This window comes from Haliscomenobacter sp. (assembly GCF_040403615.1).
Taxonomy (GTDB): Bacteria; Bacteroidota; Bacteroidia; order Chitinophagales; family Saprospiraceae; genus Haliscomenobacter.
Map to the genome: position 1 here is coordinate 1 of NZ_JBBAKG010000065.1, position 20,676 is coordinate 20,676.

At 44.8% G+C, this 20,676-nt stretch carries 21 protein-coding genes; 10 read left to right on the top strand and 11 right to left on the bottom strand.

Translation table 11 applies throughout. From position 1 onward, the window contains the following. Positions 1–1,505: alpha-N-arabinofuranosidase (locus ABW391_RS19160; RefSeq protein ID WP_353483516.1), on the bottom strand; the 1,505-nt coding region annotated here is incomplete at its 3' end. A gap of 60 nt (positions 1,506–1,565) precedes the next feature. Beyond that, positions 1,566–2,879, bottom strand: coding sequence for a glycosyltransferase (locus ABW391_RS19165; protein ID WP_353483517.1), 1,314 nt, complete (start codon positions 2,877–2,879; stop codon positions 1,566–1,568). A 283-nt stretch (positions 2,880–3,162) separates the two neighbouring features. Here ABW391_RS19165 and ABW391_RS19170 point away from each other — a divergent pair, with 283 nt between their 5' ends. Beyond that, positions 3,163–3,561 carry a T9SS type B sorting domain-containing protein gene (locus ABW391_RS19170; protein WP_353483518.1) on the top strand — a complete coding sequence of 133 codons (399 nt, stop codon included), beginning with the start codon at positions 3,163–3,165 and terminating at the stop codon, positions 3,559–3,561. A gap of 1 nt (position 3,562) precedes the next feature. Here ABW391_RS19170 and ABW391_RS19175 read toward each other — a convergent pair whose 3' ends face one another. Beyond that, positions 3,563–4,708 carry a glycosyltransferase family 4 protein gene (locus ABW391_RS19175; RefSeq protein WP_353483519.1) on the bottom strand — a complete coding sequence of 382 codons (1,146 nt, stop codon included), beginning with the start codon at positions 4,706–4,708 and terminating at the stop codon, positions 3,563–3,565. Between the two features lie 67 nt (positions 4,709–4,775). Here ABW391_RS19175 and ABW391_RS19180 point away from each other — a divergent pair, with 67 nt between their 5' ends. Further along, positions 4,776–5,504, top strand: a complete 729-nt coding sequence (locus tag ABW391_RS19180; RefSeq protein WP_353483520.1) for a methyltransferase domain-containing protein — start codon at positions 4,776–4,778, stop codon at positions 5,502–5,504. A gap of 9 nt (positions 5,505–5,513) precedes the next feature. Here the strand turns inward: ABW391_RS19180 and ABW391_RS19185 are convergent, their stop codons facing one another. Genes ABW391_RS19185 through ABW391_RS19195 form a run of 3 tightly spaced genes read right to left on the bottom strand, consistent with a single transcriptional unit; the run spans position 5,514 to position 8,285 of the window. Further along, positions 5,514–6,551, bottom strand: coding sequence for a glycosyltransferase (locus ABW391_RS19185; protein ID WP_353483521.1), 1,038 nt, complete (start codon positions 6,549–6,551; stop codon positions 5,514–5,516). Then, positions 6,544–7,443: a glycosyltransferase gene (locus ABW391_RS19190; protein ID WP_353483522.1), complete on the bottom strand. Its 900-nt coding sequence runs from the start codon at positions 7,441–7,443 to the stop codon at positions 6,544–6,546. The genes ABW391_RS19185 and ABW391_RS19190 overlap by 8 nt, the downstream gene beginning before the upstream one ends. Positions 7,444–7,454: 11 nt before the next feature. Further along, on the bottom strand, positions 7,455–8,285 hold the full coding sequence (locus ABW391_RS19195) for an FkbM family methyltransferase (RefSeq protein WP_353483523.1): 831 nt from the start codon (positions 8,283–8,285) through the stop codon (positions 7,455–7,457). A gap of 146 nt (positions 8,286–8,431) precedes the next feature. Between ABW391_RS19195 and ABW391_RS19200 the strand changes: the two genes are divergently transcribed. Both ABW391_RS19200 and ABW391_RS19205 read left to right on the top strand, forming a co-directional pair. Next, positions 8,432–9,952: a lipopolysaccharide biosynthesis protein gene (locus ABW391_RS19200; protein WP_353483524.1), complete on the top strand. Its 1,521-nt coding sequence runs from the start codon at positions 8,432–8,434 to the stop codon at positions 9,950–9,952. Positions 9,953–9,969: 17 nt separating this feature from the next. Further along, entirely contained in the window at positions 9,970–10,740 is a 771-nt protein-coding gene (locus ABW391_RS19205) for a class I SAM-dependent methyltransferase (RefSeq protein ID WP_353483525.1), read from the top strand. A gap of 52 nt (positions 10,741–10,792) precedes the next feature. On the opposite strand, the gene ABW391_RS19210 is transcribed toward ABW391_RS19205, so the two are convergent. Together ABW391_RS19210 and ABW391_RS19215 are read right to left on the bottom strand one after the other, a co-directional pair. Beyond that, positions 10,793–12,019 (bottom strand): DUF8740 domain-containing protein, encoded by a 1,227-nt coding sequence (locus ABW391_RS19210; RefSeq protein ID WP_353483526.1) that lies wholly within the window; start codon positions 12,017–12,019, stop codon positions 10,793–10,795. Next, a complete protein-coding gene (locus ABW391_RS19215; protein ID WP_353483527.1) occupies positions 12,016–12,480 on the bottom strand; it encodes a T9SS type A sorting domain-containing protein in 465 nt (154 codons plus the stop codon). Before ABW391_RS19215 ends, ABW391_RS19210 begins: the two co-directional genes overlap by 4 nt. Positions 12,481–12,670: 190 nt before the next feature. On the opposite strand from ABW391_RS19215, the gene ABW391_RS19220 reads away from it, so the two are divergent. The 3 genes from ABW391_RS19220 (at position 12,671) to ABW391_RS19230 (ending at position 14,368) form a co-directional block, all read left to right on the top strand. Beyond that, on the top strand, positions 12,671–13,387 hold the full coding sequence (locus ABW391_RS19220; protein WP_353483528.1) for a DUF547 domain-containing protein: 717 nt from the start codon (positions 12,671–12,673) through the stop codon (positions 13,385–13,387). Between the two features lie 66 nt (positions 13,388–13,453). Further along, positions 13,454–13,684 carry a hypothetical protein gene (locus tag ABW391_RS19225; RefSeq protein ID WP_353483529.1) on the top strand — a complete coding sequence of 77 codons (231 nt, stop codon included), beginning with the start codon at positions 13,454–13,456 and terminating at the stop codon, positions 13,682–13,684. A 111-nt stretch (positions 13,685–13,795) separates the two neighbouring features. After that, a complete protein-coding gene (locus ABW391_RS19230) occupies positions 13,796–14,368 on the top strand; it encodes a D-glycero-alpha-D-manno-heptose-1,7-bisphosphate 7-phosphatase (protein ID WP_353483530.1) in 573 nt (190 codons plus the stop codon). Here ABW391_RS19230 and ABW391_RS19235 read toward each other — a convergent pair. Next, a complete protein-coding gene (locus ABW391_RS19235; RefSeq protein WP_353483531.1) occupies positions 14,346–15,431 on the bottom strand; it encodes a Smr/MutS family protein in 1,086 nt (361 codons plus the stop codon). The two genes, ABW391_RS19230 and ABW391_RS19235, sit on opposite strands and share 23 nt — an antisense overlap. 71 nt (positions 15,432–15,502) lie before the next feature. On the opposite strand from ABW391_RS19235, the gene ABW391_RS19240 reads away from it, so the two are divergent. The 3 genes from ABW391_RS19240 (at position 15,503) to ABW391_RS19250 (ending at position 17,359) form a co-directional block, all read left to right on the top strand. Then, positions 15,503–16,156 carry a class I SAM-dependent methyltransferase gene (locus ABW391_RS19240; protein ID WP_353483532.1) on the top strand — a complete coding sequence of 218 codons (654 nt, stop codon included), beginning with the start codon at positions 15,503–15,505 and terminating at the stop codon, positions 16,154–16,156. A gap of 117 nt (positions 16,157–16,273) precedes the next feature. Beyond that, positions 16,274–16,690, top strand: coding sequence for a hypothetical protein (locus tag ABW391_RS19245; RefSeq protein ID WP_353483533.1), 417 nt, complete (start codon positions 16,274–16,276; stop codon positions 16,688–16,690). A 90-nt stretch (positions 16,691–16,780) separates the two neighbouring features. Then, positions 16,781–17,359 (top strand): DUF2911 domain-containing protein, encoded by a 579-nt coding sequence (locus tag ABW391_RS19250; RefSeq protein ID WP_353483534.1) that lies wholly within the window; start codon positions 16,781–16,783, stop codon positions 17,357–17,359. A gap of 65 nt (positions 17,360–17,424) precedes the next feature. Here the strand turns inward: ABW391_RS19250 and ABW391_RS19255 are convergent, their stop codons facing one another. Together ABW391_RS19255 and ABW391_RS19260 are read right to left on the bottom strand one after the other, a co-directional pair. Further along, entirely contained in the window at positions 17,425–18,582 is a 1,158-nt protein-coding gene (locus ABW391_RS19255) for a glycoside hydrolase family 172 protein (protein WP_353483535.1), read from the bottom strand. A gap of 92 nt (positions 18,583–18,674) precedes the next feature. Then, on the bottom strand, positions 18,675–20,585 hold the full coding sequence (locus tag ABW391_RS19260; RefSeq protein WP_353483536.1) for a S9 family peptidase: 1,911 nt from the start codon (positions 20,583–20,585) through the stop codon (positions 18,675–18,677). Between the last annotated feature and the right edge of the window lie 91 nt (positions 20,586–20,676).

Sequence of the window (20,676 nt, forward strand, 5' to 3'; positions counted from 1 at the left end):
GGTACTTTCACTTTCAATTGGTTGTTGCTCAAAGTTGCACCGTTGAAGGCTGCAGGTTTGATTTTTTCAGGTGCTTCAAAAGAATTGTAATCTTGTAAGGTTGCAGCGGTCAGAATCCGGCCATTGACACTGGCATATTTTGCCCCACGCAGATCAATGGTGATTTCTTGGGCATCGCGGGCGTGGATGTTGGTCAATGAAATGTGGGTGACGCCCTCCTTGTTCCGGGAAGCAGAGCAAGACACGGCAGGCAACTGCTTATTGTCCAGTTTGTATTGGTTGGTCTGGATGCTGAGGGGCAACATGGTGGCGTCCTGGTGCACATTGTACATCTCCATGACGTGGTAAGTTGGGGTCAACAGCATTTTTTCATCCTTGGTGAGGATAACCGCTTGCAATACATTCACGATTTGGGCCAGGTTGGCCATTTTCACGCGATCGCAGTGGTTTTGAAAAATATTCAGGGTCATGCCTGCCAGCATCGCATCGCGCATGGTATTTTGCTGGTACAAAAACGCGCCATTGGTGCCGGGTTCTACGTCGTACCAGCCGCCCCATTCATCCACGATCAAATCTACGCGTTTGTTGGGATCATACTTGTCCATGATGTTGCTGTGCCGGGTAACCAGCTCTTCCATTTGGTAGGCACGCTGCATGGTGGTAAAGTACTGGTCTTCCGAAAAAGTAGTAGATGGCCCCTTTTTATTCCAGTCAATGACGGAATAATGGTGCAGGGCAACCGCGCTGAGCATATTGTGTGGAATGTCCCGCATCAACACTTCCGTCCAGTTGTAATCCCCATCGCTGGCACCAGAGGCAATCTTGTAAATGCGCTCATTCCCCGAGGAGGAGTTCATGAAAGTAGCGTATTGGCGGTAAATGTTGGCGTAGTATTCCGGCTTCATGTTGCCTCCGCAGCCCCAGGCTTCGTTGCCCAGGCCCCAGAAACGGACTTTCCAGGGTTTTTCGCGGCCATTTTCTTTGCGGAGCTTGGACATGGGGCTGATTCCGTCAAAGTTAGTGTACTGCACCCAATCGGACAATTCCTGCACCGTTCCACTGCCTACATTTCCAGACAGGTAGGGTTCGGTACCCAATTTTTCACACAAATTCAAAAAATCGTGGGTACCAAAACTGTTGTTTTCGGTTACATTTCCCCACCAGGTGTTGACAATGGTGGGGCGGTTGGCTTGGGGGCCAATTCCATCTTTCCAGTGGTAAGTATCGGCAAAGCAACCACCTGGCCAGCGCAGATTGGGAATTTTGAGTTTGATCAAGGCGTCGATCACGTCTTTGCGCACGCCGTCTACGGTAGGAATTTTGGGGTTGTTTTCGCCCACGTAAATCCCGTCGTAGATGCACCTGCCCAGGTGCTCGGAGAAGTGGCCGTAAATGTGCTTGCTAATGGTGTGCTTCCCGAGGTCGGCATTGAGTACGACCTGGTTTTGGGCGTACAAATTGATGCTGAGCCAGGCAAGCAGTAGGGTCAAATAAAGGTTTTTCATTGGTTTATGTTTACGACTGAATAATTGTAAACATAACATTTAAAGGCAAATCCCGCAAATTTATTTTGCACTATTGCTCAATTGCCCCATCAAATTTGCAAATTCACCTGCCAGGTGCCGACGCGTAAATTGCTGAATGCCTTCGGCGCTTCCATTCAAATTACCAGCTTGATAAGCGGCAAAAAAGGAAAGGATGGTCGCTTTTAGCCCTTCCACATCCTCATAATTGTGCAACGCGCCGCCCTTGGTCAGTCCGATGACTTTGGCCGAATCACTATCCGCGTGGCCAATGGCCAGCAGTGGTCGGCCTGATCCCAGGTATTCATACAGTTTGCCAGGTATGATGGTACGGGCATTGGGTGTGTTGTTGATCAACAGCAATAAGACCTGAGATTGTTGCAGATATTGTACCGCGGCATCGTGCGGCACAAAATCGATGAATTCCGTGTATTGCTCCAGTCCGTATTTGGTGACCGATTCGCGTACCGAAAAATCGGTGGGCCCCACCAGGCGAATTTTCAGTTTCTGTTGCAAAGCGCTTGACGCTGCCAGTGCGGCTTGTACCGCGTGCCAGAATACGTCCGGGTTGCGGTCTTTGTTCATGGAGCCGATGTGGGCAATCGAAAAATCGGTATCTAAAGTGGCCACTGCCGAATGGGCAAAATCAGCGTCGTCAAAGCCATTTGGAATCACCTCGATGTCGGAGCGCCCGCAGAGTTCGACAAACTCGTCACGGGAGCGCCAGGAAGCTGCCACAATGCGCGAAGCGTTGCGCAGTACTTTTTGCTCCAGTTTTTTGTGGCGCGCATCTGCCCAGGAAGTGAGTTGCAGGTCTTTGTAAAAATCGATATTGGTCCAGGGATCCCGAAAATCGGCAATCCAGGGAATGCCAGTAGCCTGGTGTACGCCCTCAGCGATGAGGTGCATGCTGTGCGGCGGGCCGGTAGACACGATGGCATCTACGGGGTTGTCTTGCAAGTACTTGCTCAGGTATTTGATCGAAGGCTTGATCCAGAACATCCGGGCATCGGGAATGAAAAAGTTGCCCCGGATGAAGACCGATATTTTTTGAGCCAGGGACTCTTTTTTGCCCTCATTGATGAAGCCAGAGTAGATTTTATCTTCTTTTTTGCGCCCTAAAAACTGCTTGTAAATTTGGTAGGGTTCCCAAATTGGTGTTTTAACCACCTGTAAATCAGGGGCTACTTCTTTGGCGAGGCTTTCGTCAAAAGCGGCGGTTTCACCATTGGATGGGGTATAAATGACTGGTTCCCAGCCAAATTGCCGAATGTATTTGGTCATTTTGACCCAACGCATTACCCCGCCACCACCTGCGGGCGGCCAGTAATAAGTGATAAGTAGGAATTTCTTCATAGACAGTTGTATGGGGCGGCAAGTTAGGTGATTTAGTTGAAAAGTTTGCCTCGACTCCGCTCGGTGCTTCGGCTACGCGACTCTGCTCGGTGCTTCGGCTACGCTCAGCAACCGAGCAGAGTCGCGTAGCCGAAGCACCGAGCGCAACCTAAAAGCACCGCTTACAGCCCAAACCTCTCCATACGGTAAGCGAGAATACACATTTGCGAAATACACTTAATTTAAATTTGCATGCAATTGGATAAGGTGTATTATTACACTGCGAATAATGCCATATCATCCCATGAAAACGAAGACGACCTTTTTTTCTTTTTTGTCTGTTTTGTATTTTTTTGTTCAAACAGGTACAGCTCCCGAGAACCCACACACTGAAAACACTAACACATGTGCTTGTGAAATTTATGTTCCAACTGCTTTCAGCCCTAATGGAGACACGCAGAACGACATTTTCAAAGCAATTCCGGGAACCTCCTGTTCCCTAACTCAATTTAATCTGAAGGTTTTTGACCGTTTCGGTGCGTTGGTCTTTGAAAGTACATCTGCCGATCAAGGGTGGGATGGGACGTTCAAAGGCCAAAGCGCGCCCCAAGCTACTTACTTGTACGTTTTGCAGTACGAAGTTAGCGATGAAACCAAAAAGATCCCCAAAGTCGATTCAGGTACTTTGGTTTTGATCCGTTGATCTATTTTTTCTTCCTTATTGTTTTTTGGATGGCATCAGCCAAACGCTGGATGTGCTGCTCCATGGTGTAATGGGCTTCTACTCTGTCGTGTCCTTTTTTGCCCATTTCAGCAGCTAAAGTCGAGTCTTTGGCTAAAATAAGCATGGCCGCTGCCATGCCTTCCCAATTGCCTTCATCTACCAAAAAACCGGTTTCGTCTTCGAGCACTACATCTTTGATGCCGGCATGGCGGGTAGAAATGACGGGGAGGCCGGAGCGCATGGCTTCGAGGATGGCTACTGGAGTACCTTCTGAATCCCCATCTGTTGCCCGCACTGAATGTTGAACAAAAGCACGAACCTGATGGTGAGCAGCAGCAATTTGTTCTGGAGTGCAAGGCCCCGCAAAATCAATATGTTCATAAACTCCCAATTCCTTAGCCAGTTGTTTGCTTTCTTCCCAAAGCTCTCCGTCTCCGAGCATCAGCATTTGAGCGTGAGGAATTTTTTCTACAACCTTTGCAAAAGCACGAATGGTATGGTGTGGCGCTTTTTTTGCAGTAAACCGCCCTACGGTTAAAAAAAGAGGCGGATTCAAGGAAATGTCTTTGAAGCTAAAATAATTGGGATTGGGGCCATAAGGGTTAAGAACCAGTTGGTCTTCTTTTGCGCCAAGGTTTATCAATTGTTGCTGCATATCTGTTGAAACAGGCAATATCGTTTCAGCGAAAGCAAACATCTTACGGTATTTCAGCCCAAATCGTTGCAAGGTTTTGTAATGGTATGCATCCCGACCGTGGTAGTGCACCAACAAAGGAATTTGTGTTTCAGCACAGGCATCCATCAGATAGGTTCCTGTAGGGCCATATTCGGCAAGCACGGCTGCTATTTGGTGATCTTTAAAATATTTCACCATTGCTTTTTTGCGCAGGGTATAGCCCCAACCTGTTTCGCCCAATAGATTGTCAATGCCCGTTTCAAGATAGTTGAACCACTTCTGGTCACTCGAAAGCGGTTTACCTGCTCCGTCGTAAATGGGATGGTAGCCCATTTTGGGCAAGCCATAAAAGTGGTGAACGTGGAAGGGTAAGCGTTCCAGATGAGCCTTTAAAAAGGTTTCGGAATAGGTAGGCTGCAACGGGGTAACAATGGCAATATTAGGCTTCATGTAGTGTTAGATAAGGGTACAAAAGTAAGAATAATCCGTATTTTGCCCCTTCTTTAATCTACACCATATGCAACAAGTGGAAATCTGGCAACCTTCAAAATTCATTCCTGGAAAAAAACCAGGACAATGGAATCCCAATGCTGGCCATGTTTACCCTGGCTCGTTGTTTATCTTATCGGTATACATCGATCTATATGTTGAAACCATCCGACAATATGCTCAGGGAAAGTTGCTGGATTTAGGGGCTGGAATGGTTCCTTTTTATGGTGTATACAAAGATAAGGTGAATGAAAACGTTTGCATCGATTGGGGTAATTCCCTGCACACCAACCCTCACCTGGATGTGGTTTCCGATTTAAACCTGCCCTTTCCTTTGGCTGACAATACATTTGACAGCATCCTTTGCACCGACGTATTGGAACATATCGCCGACCCTTTTGCTTTTATGCAGGAAACAGCCCGCGTGCTCAAACCGGGTGGAAACCTCATGTTAATGGTGCCGTTTTTCTACTGGCTACACGAAACGCCACACGATTACTACCGGTATACCGAGTTTGCGCTAAGGAAAATGTGTGCAGACAATCATTTGGAAGTGGTGGAGCTGAAGGCTTATGGGGGGTACCTTGATGTATTATTTGATCTGATCAACAAAGGCTTAGGGAAAAGCAAAGCATTTTCCAAAGGATTTGCAGTTTTTGCCAATCTGGTCACCAATTCAAGAATGGGTAGAAAGTTGCGTCAAAAAACCAACGCAAGATTTCCGCTTGGGTATGTACTAGTAGCCCAAAAAAAGTAAAGTACATTTTCATACCCTTTTCTCCATTTTGGGGTTCTTCCCCAATTTGCCTGAAATTCCATCTTTCACAGCCAGTAAAATGATTGAATACGCATGAAGCTTTTGTGAAACCAAAGCCATCACGAATAAAAAACCAAGATAAATAAATCCATTGAGGAAGAACAAAACAGGGTTGGGGCTCAGGTTTTGCCACAAAAACCAGGTCAAATTACGAGTGCTGTAATAAGCCTTAAATCCGCCTTCTTCTAACAAAGGAACCGACCATTTCTTATTCAATGCATTGACGTCGCTCCACCACGAGGTTTCTAAATCACACAATTTGCTGGCAGTAATCATCAAAATTTCACCGCCTTGCTGGATGATGCGATAGGTGTATTCGGTGTCATCGGCGTAGAGGTACAGTTGTTCATTCGGAAACCCAATGTGTTCAATAGTCCCCTTTGGTAAAAATAAGCCGCCATAAGGTGCTTGCTGAATCTTGACCTGAGGTAAAAGAGCTGTTGATTGGCTAATTGATTTTACTGCTTTTCTCTTGTATTTTCTCAATAGACTGCCTATACTAAATCCCAAAAAACTATTGGGTTTATCATGAAAATAGCGAATTTCTTCCCCATGTGCTGCTTTTTGCAAATTGGGTAAATTGCGGTAACGGAACGAAAGCAAAGCAGAAGGCTCCGTACAATTCAATTGATTCCAGGTCTGGTACAATAACAATACGGCCTGGTCTTCGGGAAGATTGTCATCATCAATAATATAGATGAAATCAGCCTGAAGTGCGTAAGCTTTTCTTATTCCAAGTGAGAACCCACCTGCAGAACCTGTATTTTCATGCTGAGTCAGGACAATGATATCGTCTAGATGTGTTGGGAAAGTTGCGCTGATTTTTGCATTTATATCATAACTCGATGCGTTATCAACAATCACCAATGCCTCAACAATCTGCTGCTGAAATACCGCTGGAATAACTTGCGCCAAGTGATGCCATCGATCGCCATAGGTTACCGTTACCACAATGATTTTGTGCTGAACTGATAAAGGATCAACCATGTGAAATCGATTGAAAAAGCTTTTGAAACCACTCCAATGGCCGGAGAAACAGAATCAGTGCCCAAATTTTCAGTGCCAAAATCAATTGTGGATAGAAATAGAACAATTGGAGGCTTTCTTTCAACAACCGTAGAATTTTCCCTTGCATCATCGGGGTTCTGGCGTAGGTTTGAAACAAGTACCACTCTGCCTTGGGCAAATTTATAAGCTCAAAATCCTTAGTATAAATGGGCAATTGCTTGCTCCATTTGGGCATAAAATGTTGATCAAATTCCTGAAAAAAACGGGTATCGTAATTGGCGGAAGAAATATGCTCCAGTAAAATATCATAAGCTACCAAAACTTGATAATGCTGGCTTACACGCAGCGAAAAATCCATGTCATAGCAATGGAAATGCTGCAAATTGATTTCATCAAAACGCAGGTTGGTAAAAACACTTTTCCGGCAAGCGATGAAAACACCATCCAATGATACGACGATCCCCGATTTAACATCTGGATCAGTTTTTTCCAATTTAACCGCTTTGCCTGTTTTGGTGTGTTGCAGGATATTGATTTTTCCAAATCCATGTTTTCCGCCAAAAGTGAACCATTTACGGCCAAAAATTTTACTTCCGGCCACGCCTACTGCGCCAACGCTGGGGTTTACAAAGTGCTGTATCAAATTTAGCCCCCAGTTGGGTGTATGGAACAGGATGTCTTCATGGACAAAGCACAACACATCATATTTTGCTTGATCTCCGCCTAAATTGTAGGCTTGACAGATACCGTAAGTTCCATGAGAATTATCGATTACAATCAATTCATATTCAACACCAATGGTATTGGCAAGGCTTTGTTCAAACTGCTGCAAAAAGGGCTTTGATCGGTGGCAAACCACGATAGAAATCATCCTCAGCTGTTTTAGCGCATTGCAAAAATATTGAGTTGTAAATCATAACCTTCTTTAGCCAAGCCCATAAAAGGACGCTTGGCATAGTTCTTGGCCTCTTGGATGTAATACCTGAACCCAGCTTGAGTAAGGATTTCTAATAATTCACCTAAAGCCTGGTCTTTTCCAGCAATGCTGTGGTATTCAAAAAAGATGCGCTCTACCTGAGTCAGATCATTGCGAATGTCTCTGAGCACTTCTACCTCGGCACCTTCAATATCCAGTTTCAGAAAATCGATGGGTCGATTCAAAAAATCTTTGAGCCGCGCAGTTTTTACTTTGATGGGGTTCTGCTTATTGAGGGCGTCCACAACCAATGAACCAGACATGGAATTACCTGCAAAAAAAGTCAGCTCGGTTTCCTTGTCCCAAACAGCTTTATTGAATACTTCCACCTTACTGAGCTGCTGGCCTGCAATATTTTTACTCAACACTTCAAAAGTGGCAGGATCTGCTTCAAAAGCCAATACGCTGGCGTTTGGGAAAAGGGTTTTGAAATAATATACGCTCAGGCCAATGTAAGCCCCACAATCAATGATATAGGGTGCTTCATTTTTGGATTCAAAAAAGTAGCATTCTTCTTTAAATAACTCTTTGATGCAACCCAAAAAACCCAGTCCGTCCGTAAAATGAAATGGCTTGCCCTGAAATCGACCAATTCCTGGAGTTTGCCCGTGAAACGTCCGTACACGGTAGATTTCCCGAAAGTACATTCCCGGATAAAGCTGGTAATTGATGAGCCAATAAATCAGGTTTCTGAATTTTATCGCTAGTTTTTTTAATTGACTTGCGGGTGCTGTCATCGCTGGATGCTGTTTGGGTGTTAAAAAGGAAAAAAGGCCTTTTTTATTGGCGCAAATGTACTAAATTAATTTAAAGAGAAAATTGGTACCTCGATGTCTCGTCCAAAGCTGCTCATTTGGGAAAACTTAAAAATTAATCTGCATCTTTGCGAAAAAAAAGAATGGGGGTAATTGGTCGGCAAGGAACCAAACTGACGATTGTCAATTTTTTAGGTGTAGGCATTGGTGTGCTGAGCACCCTTTTCTTGTACCCCAAAGATCCTGCACTTTATGGGTTAATCGCGTATGTTATTGCCACAGGTACACTGTTTGAGCCTTTTGCCAGTATGGGAATCCAGGTAATAGTGCTGCGTTATTTTTCAAGATTAAAAACTGACAATCAATCCGGTAATGGGCTTTTTGCCTATGCCTTGCTGCACCTGAGTTTGGGCATTGTCTTTTTTTCTGTTTTTTTTTGGTTGTTTTCCGATTTTGCACTTAGCCTCGTAAAACAAGTGAATGCCCAAGATTCCAAGAACATTGATCTTTTCTTTCATTTCATCCCGGTATTGGTGGGTCTCTTGGCATTGCAAAATTTACTAAATTACTACATCGCCAACTACCGGCGCATCGTAATCCCTGGAATTATTCTGAATCTCCTGCCCAAGATTTGGATACCCATTGCTTTTCTGCTGGCTTATCACGGGTTTATCGATTCAACAGGAATTGTCTATGTTGTTTTGGCAATGGTGGTGGTTTCAGTAACAGGATTATTGGTTTACCTCAAATGGCTTGGTCATTTGTCTTTTAAGCCTCAATGGCAAATATACCGGGGCTCAACTTTGCGGGAGATGGTCACTTATGGCCTCTTCGGGCTTTTGGGGGTGGTAGGTACTCAAATGGCTTATCGAATCGATCAAAGTATGCTTGGAACGATTTTGAGTATGAAATCAGTAGGGATTTTTACATTTGCCTTGACCATTGCGATGACTATCGACATGCCAGCAAAGTCGATAATGAACATCTCTGGCCCCCTAATCAGTGATTTTTTTGAGAAAGGAGAGATGGATAAAATTAAGGAACATTACCACAAAATTGCCTTGAATTTATTCTCGGTAGGCCTGTTCTTATACCTTGGTCTAGTGCTGGTTGCCGACGATGTTTTTATGCTGACCAAAGATCCCACCAATCTTTTAACTGCCCGAAAGATTGCGATGATTTTGGCATTTGCCAAACTGGTGGATATGCTAACTGGGCCTAATGACCTAATCATCGGCATTTCCAGGTACTACCGGTTCAATATGATTTTGATTTTGGTGTTGAGTCTTGGTAATATTTTGTTAAATTATTCATTTATCCGCAAGTATGGAGTATTTGGCCCAGCAATGGCTTCAGTAGGTTTTATCGTTACGTTTAACTTTATCAAAGTAATCTTCCTTTGGGTCAAATTCAGGATGCTCCCATTTTCATTGGCTATGCTACCATTGATGATTTCTGCGTTATTCTGTGCGGGTATTCATTATTTCTTACCCCGCATGGGTTATCCAATCATCGATGGTTTGATCGGTGGGATGATCTTGTTGCTGGGCTATCTGGTTCCGTTGTTGTACTGGAGATGGGCACCAGATTTGGTGAAAATGTTAGAGGGAGGATTGGGTTCACTTGGATTAAAATCTCCCATTAAGTAATACAACAATTTTTCTACATGATGCAACCATTAGAGCAGTATTTTAAAGAAAACAACGGTCGTTTGATCAACAAATGGCAAAATTACTTTGATGTTTATGAACGGTATTTTGCACCATACCGCAACAAAGAAGTGGTTATTTTGGAAATAGGGGTTTTTCATGGGGGTTCCCTTCAAATGTGGAAAAGCTATTTTGGAGAGAGGGCCAAAATCTATGGCATCGACATCAATCCACGATGCAAGGAATTGGAAGAAGCAAACATTCACATTTTCATCGGATCCCAATCTGACCCAATTTTTTTGCAAGAAGTAAAGAATCAGATTCCAGACATAGATATTCTCATTGACGATGGTGGCCATACGATGCGCCAACAGATCGTATCGTTTGAAATGCTGTTCGATAAAGTCAAAGATAACGGGATTTACCTTTGTGAAGACACCATGACTTCTTATTGGATGGAATACGGCGGAGGTTTCAAGCGTAGGGGAACTTTCATTGAGTATGCCAAAGGATTTATTGATTCCATCCATGCCTGGCAATCAACTCAAAAAGAATTTAAACCGGATTCACTCACCACTTCCGTGGCCTCGGTTGCTTTCTATCATGGAATTGTAGTACTTGAAAAGAAAAAAATCGATCCACCATTTACATTGCAGACAGGGAATCTAAGTTTTGCACCAGATCCTCCCCTTTCCAAAAGCTTTTGGCACAAAATGAGGTATACTGCACTCTTGCTGCTCAACAAAGTTTTGCGCGGAATGCGGCTTCCAGGGTTTATTTGGCGGTAATGGTACAACCCGGGAAGACTGTAGTTTTTCCGGGTTGTGCTTTCCAATCCCTTTAATTAGGGCACGGAATCTTATTGAAAACAGGTGTTCCTGTGTTGTTAACCGTCATTCTCCAACAACTTCCATCGGGAGATTTCATGATTACACCACGAGAGACATCCTGAATGTATATGTCTCCATTCGCTACCTGGAGTTTTGCGGCAGGAGTGCTGGTGCCAATACCAATGTTGCCATTGAGATCAACCCGCATTCTTTCATAAATTTCATTGGCAAAGCCTCCGGTAGTAAAACGCAAGTCCCCGTTGGCTGCTGTAAACTGTAACCCATTGTTGCTAGATGGAGAGTAAAGCATGGTTATGCCTCTCAAATACGATGTGACTGAAAGTTCATCTGGATAAGCGTACAATTGAAGGTCAGTATTCCGGTTGTTGAATCGTCTGGTAAACAATCCAACCAGGTTTTTGGTGGGGTCAATATTATCTTGACCAATAATGATACTGGCATCGTTGGTAAATGCCGCTTTCAATCCAGCAACAATGGGGCCATCATAATAAACACCTTTGCGCAAGCCTGTCGTATCCCTCCATTGCCCAGTATTTGGCAACGTAACATTTCCGCCTCCATTGCTTAGGCTAAGTCTGGTTCCACTTAGCGTCAACTGTTGTAGCTCGTTGGTTGTGCTCAAATCCCCGGTATTGTTGATGGTACCATTCGTGATTCCAATCCCATTCCCAGCTGCATATGCAGGTGGAGCAGGGAGTACTACACTATTGCCTCCGCTGATGGAAAGGTTGGCACCTGATATGCTAAGGGATTGAATTTCATTGGTACTACTCAAATCCCCGGTATTGCTGATCTCATTCCCATTCACTCCAATTCCTGCCCCGGCTTTGAGGTTGGTTTTATCTGCGTACAAGGCATAAGGCACGCTCAGCAGAGGGGTCGTACTGCTCAATTGCCCATCGATTTCCACTTTCAGGTATTTTTGACCCGACCAATCGATTGCGGAGAAAAACGTACCTGAATTAGCTTGACCTTGGCCAATGGTCAGGGTGAACAAACCATATGCGTTGGATTGGGCTTGATGGGTCTCTGCGTACAAAACGCTTCCCTGGGGTGTTCCATTTAGGATGCTGAATTTCACCACTAAACTTGTATTGGCCTTGGGATTTCCGGTATTGTCGCGGGCTACAGCCTGGTAACTGAATCCCTGAGGGGCTTGTGCCATTGCAAAATGCGTGCTGATGAGCACACAAAGGGAGAATAAGATTTTTTTCATTGTTTGATGAGCTTGATGGATTTAGAAAATTGAGGTGCTTTGGCTTGAAGTTGCAAGATGTAGGTTCCTTGAGCCATCGTTGCCAGCCCAATCACATTGTTGGTGAATGCTCCCTGTTGTACGGTTTTGCCACCCAAATCATATAGGGCATACTGTACAAAATCTTGGTAATCGGTTTTGATACTCAGCTCATCTCGAACTGGATTGGGAAAAACCGATAAGGTGTAATGAGCGTCAAAAACGGAATTGACAGAGGTAAGCACCGTGTAGCGCGGTTGTTGGAAGCCTTGCGAAATGCTTCTTTGCGCATCCTGGAGGGAGGCTGTTGCAATCTCGCCAATGGAATACGAAACACTTAAGTTTGTGTTGGATACGGTAGCTCCGCCAACGCCTGTAAGTGTTTGTGCATGGCATAGAATCCCGCTGCCTAGCAAAAGCAGGGTTAATACTTTTTTGACCATATTTAATGAATTGAAATTAAATTACTTGTTTAAAATTGTTGCACGCTCAATGAATGGATAAAATAAGATTGGTCAAAAGTAAGGCAATCGGTTTAATTTAGCAATACCCTCCCGAAAATTATTCAGGACTTAACATTCGCTCCTGGACAACCAAAAGTCTTGCTTAATCGTTACTGTTCAAAAAACAGCTATGCATCCTGCTTTCCGATTCTGTTTTGTGCTTTTTGTAATGGTGTTCTGCACTTTCCACTCGCTTTTGGCCACTCCTCCCAGCCACGAAACCTGGGATGCACTGCTCAAAAAGCATGTCTCTGCTACGGGCAAGGTCAATTACAAAGGGATCAAAGCAGAAAAGTCCAAACTGGAAGAGTACCTGAAGATCCTGAGTACCAATGTCCCGGAGGATTCCTGGAGCAAGGCCGAGCAAATGGCGTTTTGGATCAACGCCTACAATGCTTTCACCATCAAGTTGATTGTTGACAGTTACCCCATTGCCAGCATTACCAACTTGCATGCAGGCAAACCCTGGGATCAAAAGTGGATCAAAATCGGCAGCAAAACTTATTCTCTGAACAACATAGAAAACGACATCCTGCGGCCTCAATTCAAAGATGCCCGCATCCATTTTGCCGTCAATTGCGCCGCCAAATCCTGCCCACCCCTGTTGAACGCCGCCTGGACTGCCGCCAATCTAAATGCCAACCTGGATGCCCAGGCCAAAAAATTCATCAACAATCCAGCGTTCAACAAGCTGAGTGAGAAAAAGGCCGAGGTCTCGAAAATCTTTGACTGGTACGCAGCAGATTTTGGAAAACTCATTGATTTTTTGAACAAATACGCCACCAACAAAGTGAGTGCTAAAGCCAAAGTAAGCTACCTGGAGTACGATTGGGGATTAAATGAGTGATTGGAGCTTTCATTTTTTTGCATATCTCAAAAAAAACAAGTAAATTAGCCGTGTAAACGAAAAAAAATGGTGGATACTACATTTTCCATAGAAGCAATAACTTTGAATTATCTTACTGATGAAGAAGGTAAAAAGACAAGTGTAATTATCCCAATCGAAGATTGGATTGAGTTAAAAAAAACCCTAACTTATATTGCTTTAAAAGAAGATTTATTGCAGGCATTCCAAGAAATGCACGAGATAAAAAAAGGAACTCAACCACGATTAAGCCTCAACGACGTAATTAATGAGTTATAAATCATGACAAATCAAATCAAAGTGAGATTGAAGATTACGAATTAAGTGAATTGATCACCAATGTGGAAAAAATTATTGAAGACCGGAATTTGATGGAAGAAGAATAACCCAATGTCCTACCCACACCATACCCTCTTCCTCGACCGCGACGGCGTAATCAACGAGCGCATCCCCGGTGATTACATCGCCCATTGGGAAGACTTTCAATTCACCGCAGGAACCCTGGATGCATTGGCATTTTTTGCAAAGCATTTTCAGCGGATTGTGGTCGTTACCAACCAACAAGGCATCGGCAAAGGCAAAATGAGCCTGGAGCAATTACAGCACATCCATGAAAAGATGGCAACTGATATTGCCAAAGCATGGGGCCGGATTGACGGAGTTTATCATTGCCCCGACCTGGCCAGTGTCCCCAACAATTGCCGCAAACCTGCTAGTGGCATGGCCTGGCAAGCCAAAGCAGCATTTCCTGATATTGATTTTCAGCGCTCGGTCATGGTGGGCGACTCCCTTTCCGATATTGAGTTTGGGCAAAACCTGGGCATGGTCACCGTGCTCATTGAAGGCAAAATGGATGAAATAGACCAAATTGCGCAAGCGGTAAACAATGGCCTGCGCATCGATCATCGATTCAATTCACTCCAGGATTTTGCGCAGTTCCTTAGGAAAACTCTACCTCAGTAGCGCCATACCCATAGCGTGGATGGTACTCGTTTTTAAAGGTTTTGACATGCGGATGCTGAAGCAGAATCGTTGCGATGGCATTTTTCAACTTCCCCTCCCCTACTCCATGGATAATGAATACCCGTTCCACTCCTATTCTGACTGCCTTGTCCAGGTAGGTTTCAAAATGGCGAATTTGCAGGTTCAGGATGTCGGCGTGGTTGAGTTTGCGTTCGTCTTTGACCAGGTTTTCGATGTGCAAGTCCAATTCAGGATTGAATTCTGCCAACTGTTTCACCTCGTGTTTGGTCTCGCTTTGGTGGTGAATGATTTTGGCATGAGGCTGGATGTTGCGCTCAGTGTAAGACTTTAGATCTTCTGCACCTTGCTCTTTTTCCTCCGTAAATTCCAGTTCGTGCTTTTCAAACATTCGAAAATGGTGCACTGGCCGATCCAGGAATGGTGCGGTGAGGATTTTTGTAAAAAACGTTTTGGGTTTGATGTTCAGCTCTTTGGCCAGCTTTTTGCCCCCACCATCGGTCAGCAAGCGCCAGCATTCCATGTGCACAGAGGGTCCATCGTTTAGTTGATCAAACCAAAGTTCACCAATGCGCTCGTAATGCAGCCCATTCAGTTTGCTGCTGTGCTCTATCGCAGATCTTTTGTTCAGCGTCAAGGTGAAATTGTACACCACATCCATGCGGGTATCGTTGATCACGTAGATCAGGTATTTTTCAGGAGAGCCGTCTTCTTTGTAAATGGGATCAAACGCCAATTGTACGCCCATGCTTTTGATAATGGCATACTGGGCATTGCTGGCTTTGACCGGAACGCCTACCGCTGGCGGCGTATACTTTGGTGGCGGCGGCGGCAAGTTTGATTGGGCGGATTTGGGTTTGCCTTTAAGTGGCTTTGCCGTGGCAACGTATTGATCGGCATGCACGATGTTTTCAAGATTGACCGGAATTTCCATGTCTTCGCCCGTGAGTCGGACATTGACCGTTTCAGCATCAATCAAAGAAACCACTGTACCTTCGTCGCCAGTATGAATAAATTTTACCTTTGTACCAATTGGAAAACGCATCTTTATTTTAAGTTTTAGGGTCTTTGGGTTTAAGCCCAAAAGACCATAGAACGCTAAAATTACGACTTCTTTTGGAAAATAAAACTTATTCCTGGCGCTGGCGATTTGCGCAGTTTTTGGAGTTGCGCTGGTGGCAACGGTACTTGCAGAAGCTGGACTGGGAAGAGTATGTAAAGGCCAAACAGCGCCATTGGCAAAAACTGCTTGGCTTGTTGGAGATACATTTGGTTGCTGGCGAACGAATTTTGGAGGCAGGCTGTGGCCCGGCGGGAGTATTCACCATTTTAAACGATCAAAAGGTTGATGCGCTAGATCCGTTGCTGTCGAAGTACGAAAGCCAGCTCCCGGGTTTTTCGCAAAGCCAATTTCCTTATGTCCAATTTCAGGAGTTGATGTTGGAACAATTGGATGCAACCGACCACTACGATAAAGTATTTTGCCTCAATGCCATCAATCATGTCGCCGATTTGGACTTGGCGCTTCGCAAATTGATTCAGGCACTGAAACCTCAAGGAACGCTGGTGTTGACCATTGATGTGCACCGCCACCGCTTCTTCCGCTGGATATTCCGGCTGATTCCGGGCGATGTACTGCACCCCCAGCAAGACGCCATCGAGGATTACTTGTGTTCGCTAGAGGCGCAGGGATTGACAATTGAAAAGACTTTGGTACTGAAATCGGGTTGGATTTTTAATTATATTGCGGTAAAGGCAAGGAAGTCTTAAGGTTTTACATTTCAGTTACACTGTTTTACAGGCTTTTTACACGCTTTACAATTCAAGGGAATAGATTTGTCGAGTCAAGAAATCACCCAACTTTTTCACCCATCAAATTCTGATTTTATGAAAAGCTTAAAAGCAATTTTATTCCTGGTTTGTCTTGGTTCTGGGGTTTTCCTCTTGGGACAAAATGACAACAGCTTCAGCAATTGCACCGCAATTTTATTGAACAACAAGTTGGTTGTCAATGAATATAGCCCCGAAGGGAAATGTACTTTGCTCGCTGATACAAAAGGTACATTTACGGTGCAACCCGTCTCCCTTCACGATGATGGCAAGGTAGATCCACAGGGCAAGCGGCGTTTCAAAATTGTGATCCGCGATGGAAATTCCAAAACCTTGTATTCGTTTTCGGACAAAATCTACGAAGAAATTGAGGCCAGCAAAGTGTTGAGTAGTTGCAAAAAAGGAGATTCGGTGGTGTTTATTACCCTGGATCGGGATTTGGCCCTACCGCACAATGAGGTTTTGGTACAATAAGCCAAATGTACGCCATCACAACAAGCAAAATTCGTTGCCGCTACGACATACCAGTTAAGTCTTAGTGGTTATCTTTGAAAAAAAATCAACATGAAGTCAAGATTTTCCTTGTTGTTGCTGGTATTGGGTTTTGGCCTGAACCTGCAAGCCCAAAAGTTTCCGGGTTTGGACAAAAGTCCAATGGACGTAAGTTATTATCCCCATGATTTTGCCCACGACCGCAAGTTTGCGCCCGACAAAATTGGTGGAGAAAATGCCCAGGCCGTAGTGCGCGTCATTTACAGCCGTCCGGCCAAGAAAGAGCGCGAGATTTTTGGAAAACTCATCTCTTTCGGGAAAGTTTGGCGCGTTGGTGCAAACGAGGCAACCGAAATCAAATTGTACCAGGATGTAACCTTGGGAGGAAAAGCGGTAAAAGCGGGTACTTACGCACTTTTTGCCATTCCCGATCAAAACGAATGGACCATCATTCTCAATACCGATCTTGATGTTTGGGGCGCATACAGCTACCAAGAATCGAAAGACGTGTTGCGGGTGAAAGTTCCGGTAAAAGCTGCAGAAGAAGTCATCGAAAATCTCGGCATCCGCTTTGAAAAAGTGAACGACAAAGCCGCAGTAATGCGCCTGGGTTGGGACAAAACGATTGTGGAAGTTCCGATTGGATGGTAATTGGTTGGAAGTGAACTGATATACAAGCCGGGCACCTCGGCTACGCTCGGTGACCGGCTTGTATATCAGTTCACTTCCAACTTATCCCTCTCCGGCAATTTCGGAAATGCCCCATGAGGTTCAGTTTGGTACCAAAACACCACAGAAGAAATATCGTCTTGCAAAGGCAGATAACGCCCATCGCCCCGCCATCCCAGGGCTTGAATGGTGACTTTGAGGTCTTTTTCAAACCGGATTGGATCTGGGATATGCCAGCGGTACATCCCAAAACGCTGCATCACCTGGTAATGGCCGTCGCCGCGAATGACCTGCGGCAGTCCAACGTAAGGGGTGTTGAATTCCTGGTATTCCACCTGATCTACGCCAGCACTGTTTTTCTTGCGCACGTCAAAGTCATATGACCCACAAAAGTAATCTTCAGTACCTGTGCCACAAATGGTGGGAAAATCCTTATCGCCATCAATGTAAAACTTGATTTCGCCTTCGCCCCACCAACCGTTGTTGTGCACGCCCCAGGCAATGTAAGTCCCCACATAATGGCCTTTGCCCTTGATGCCATCCACGAGGGTATACACGTCTTTGTAAGGCAAGGGATTGACCCGCCGAAATTGTGCATGGAAATAAGCCGCATCATCCGGTACCGTCGTTTCTACATAATCGACTTGATAATACAGCCGAAACTCCTCATCGGCCAGGTTTTCGATGGTAATCCGCGCTTTTTTGCGAAAAGGCATCACCCAGTAACAGTTGAACGCGCTGCCAGGATTGACACAAACCGCCATCGAATTGACCGAGGCGTACTGGTTCCAACCCATACAGAAAAAGTCGCCGAGGGGGGCTTCTACCGAAGGCTCTTTTTCATCGTCCCAATAAATGCGCAGAATGGCATACCGCCATTTGATGCCTGCGGGCGTCAGCCACATGTGCTGAATGGCACCCGAGCCATTGATTTCCGCCATGGTAAAGGTCGTTTTGGAGGGAATCTTTACGCTGGGGCTGATTTTCCAGCCTTGTCCCAAGCCACGTGCCGGGCCAGCGCCAGTGCCATCGGTAGCCACGCCCCCTTTGCCTTTTTCACCCGTAAAGTTTTCGGGTGAAATAGAGCGGGTTTTGGCATCTGACAGCCTGAAGAGATTGTCCAAACTGTTGGAAATTCCGTCGTGTTTTTGAGCCAGAACCATGAGGCCAAAAACACCAAAGAAAAGGGTAAGAATTGATTTCATTGCGGTCTGAATTATAGGATACTAAATGACTAGGTACAAATGACAAATAAATACGCTGTACAGTCTTTGAAGATCGACAACTCGTCAAGAGCCTAATTTTTTATCTCTTTTTCCTCCTTTAGGTATTTGTCCAAAAATTTCAGCACAGCTCCATAGCCTTTGATTTCGTTTTCTTTTTTCACAAACCCGTGACCTTCATCCGGAAAAACGATGTATTCTACAGGTACCTTGTTATTCTTCACTTTGGCTACAATCTCATCAGATTCCACTTGCAAAACTCGCGGGTCATTGGCACCTTGCAATACCATGATCGGACTTTTGACCTTTTCGGTATGAAAAAGTGGAGAGATTTTGCTCAAACGTACGGAGTCGCCAGTGAATGGATCACCCATTTCTGAATACAAGGCACTACGGAAAGATTCCCAATAAGGGGGGATAGACTTGAGGGTTCGCAACCAGTTGGTTACCCCAAAAATGTCGACACCAACCTTGAATTCATCCGGAGTAAAAGTCATGCCAGCCATGGTCATGTAACCGCCGTAAGAACCGCCGATGATCCCAATTTTTTCTGAATCGATGTAAGCCAGGCTTTGCAGGTATTTTTTGCCCCAAACGCAGTCCTGCAGGTCTTTTTCACCGTGGTTACGGTCGTCCATTTTGTAAAATTTTTGACCATATCCACTGCTGCCCCGGTTGTTGACTGCGAGCACCGCATATCCATGGTTAACGAGGTACTGAACCAAAGGGATGTAACCTACACGAGATTGGCCACCAGGGCCGCCGTGTACCCAAATGAGACCAGGGACCTTGTTTTGGGCAGATGCCTGTTGGGGTTTGTAATATATGGCTGGAATATCCAGTCCATCGAAAGATTTGTAGCGCACTACTTCAGCGGATACCAGGTTTTCGGCGTTGAGTTCTTTGTTTAAGGTTTCGGTGAGTTTGGTCAAGGCCTTGGTTTTGAAGTCATAGAGGTAAAGATTCGAAGGTGCTTTGGATGTCCCAACGGTCAGGCGCATTTTGGTTTCGCTAGGCGAAATATTCACAGCAATAACATCTCCATCGGGAATTTCAGGCAATTCCAACGCTTTGCCGGTCTGATTGTCTAGTACTTTAAGCTGGTTTTTACCGTCGACGTTGATTCCAATGACTCGGTATTTTTCATTTTCAGAATCATAAGCGTACATCACATCCCATTTAGTTGCGTAAAGGGTTTTGTATTGACCACCGCTTAAGGTGTACTGTTCAAGTTCCTGAAATTCTTTACCCGCGTTCGAGAGGTAGGTGAAAGTTTTGCCATCCTTGCTGAATCCGGAAACATTGTAAGTCCCTTTTTTATCCGCTTTGGAAATTTCAGTTGTTTTCTTACTGGCCAGATCGTAAAGGAACAATTGGTTTTCGCTTGTCGTGATGCTTTTAGTAAGTGCGATGGTCTTTTCGTCCCAGGAAATTCCGGCTACTTCGTACCCTTCGTTGTTTTGAAACAGCATTTGGGCTTTCCAGGTACCCACAATCATTTTGTACAAGTCGAAAAAACGTTCATCACGTTTGTTGGAAGTGTAGTACATGGATTTTTTGTCTTCACTCCAACCAAAAAAATTAGCCTTTTCTTTTGGGGCAGGCGTAAGATCTTGCACTGTTCCGTCAACCCTGCGCAGGTAGAGATGGTCAATTTCGTTGCCTCCTTTATCGGCAGCGTAGAGGATTTCGCCAGTTCCAGGTACATAGTCAACACCAAAGAGTGACTCAGTTGTAGACTTTGTCACTGCAGTCATACTTTGATCCGACAGGTTGATTTCATAAAGGTTGTAAATACCCGATTCGTTACTGGATACCAGCAATTTTGATTCATCCGGGGAAAAGGAACCACCACCAATATTGATATTGGCGTAAAATTGTTCAATTGTGTACTTTTTTACGTTGCGCGGTGGGTTTTCGGTTGGCTTTTGATTGCAGGAAAGCGTTCCGATGAGAAAAGTCAGAAGGAAAAGGATTTTTTTCATAAAGATGGATTTTTTGATCTGCCCCTAATTTACTCATTGCACTTCAATGCATTGGTTTTTTCGAAAAAAAACAGGAATCTTTCTATTTTGT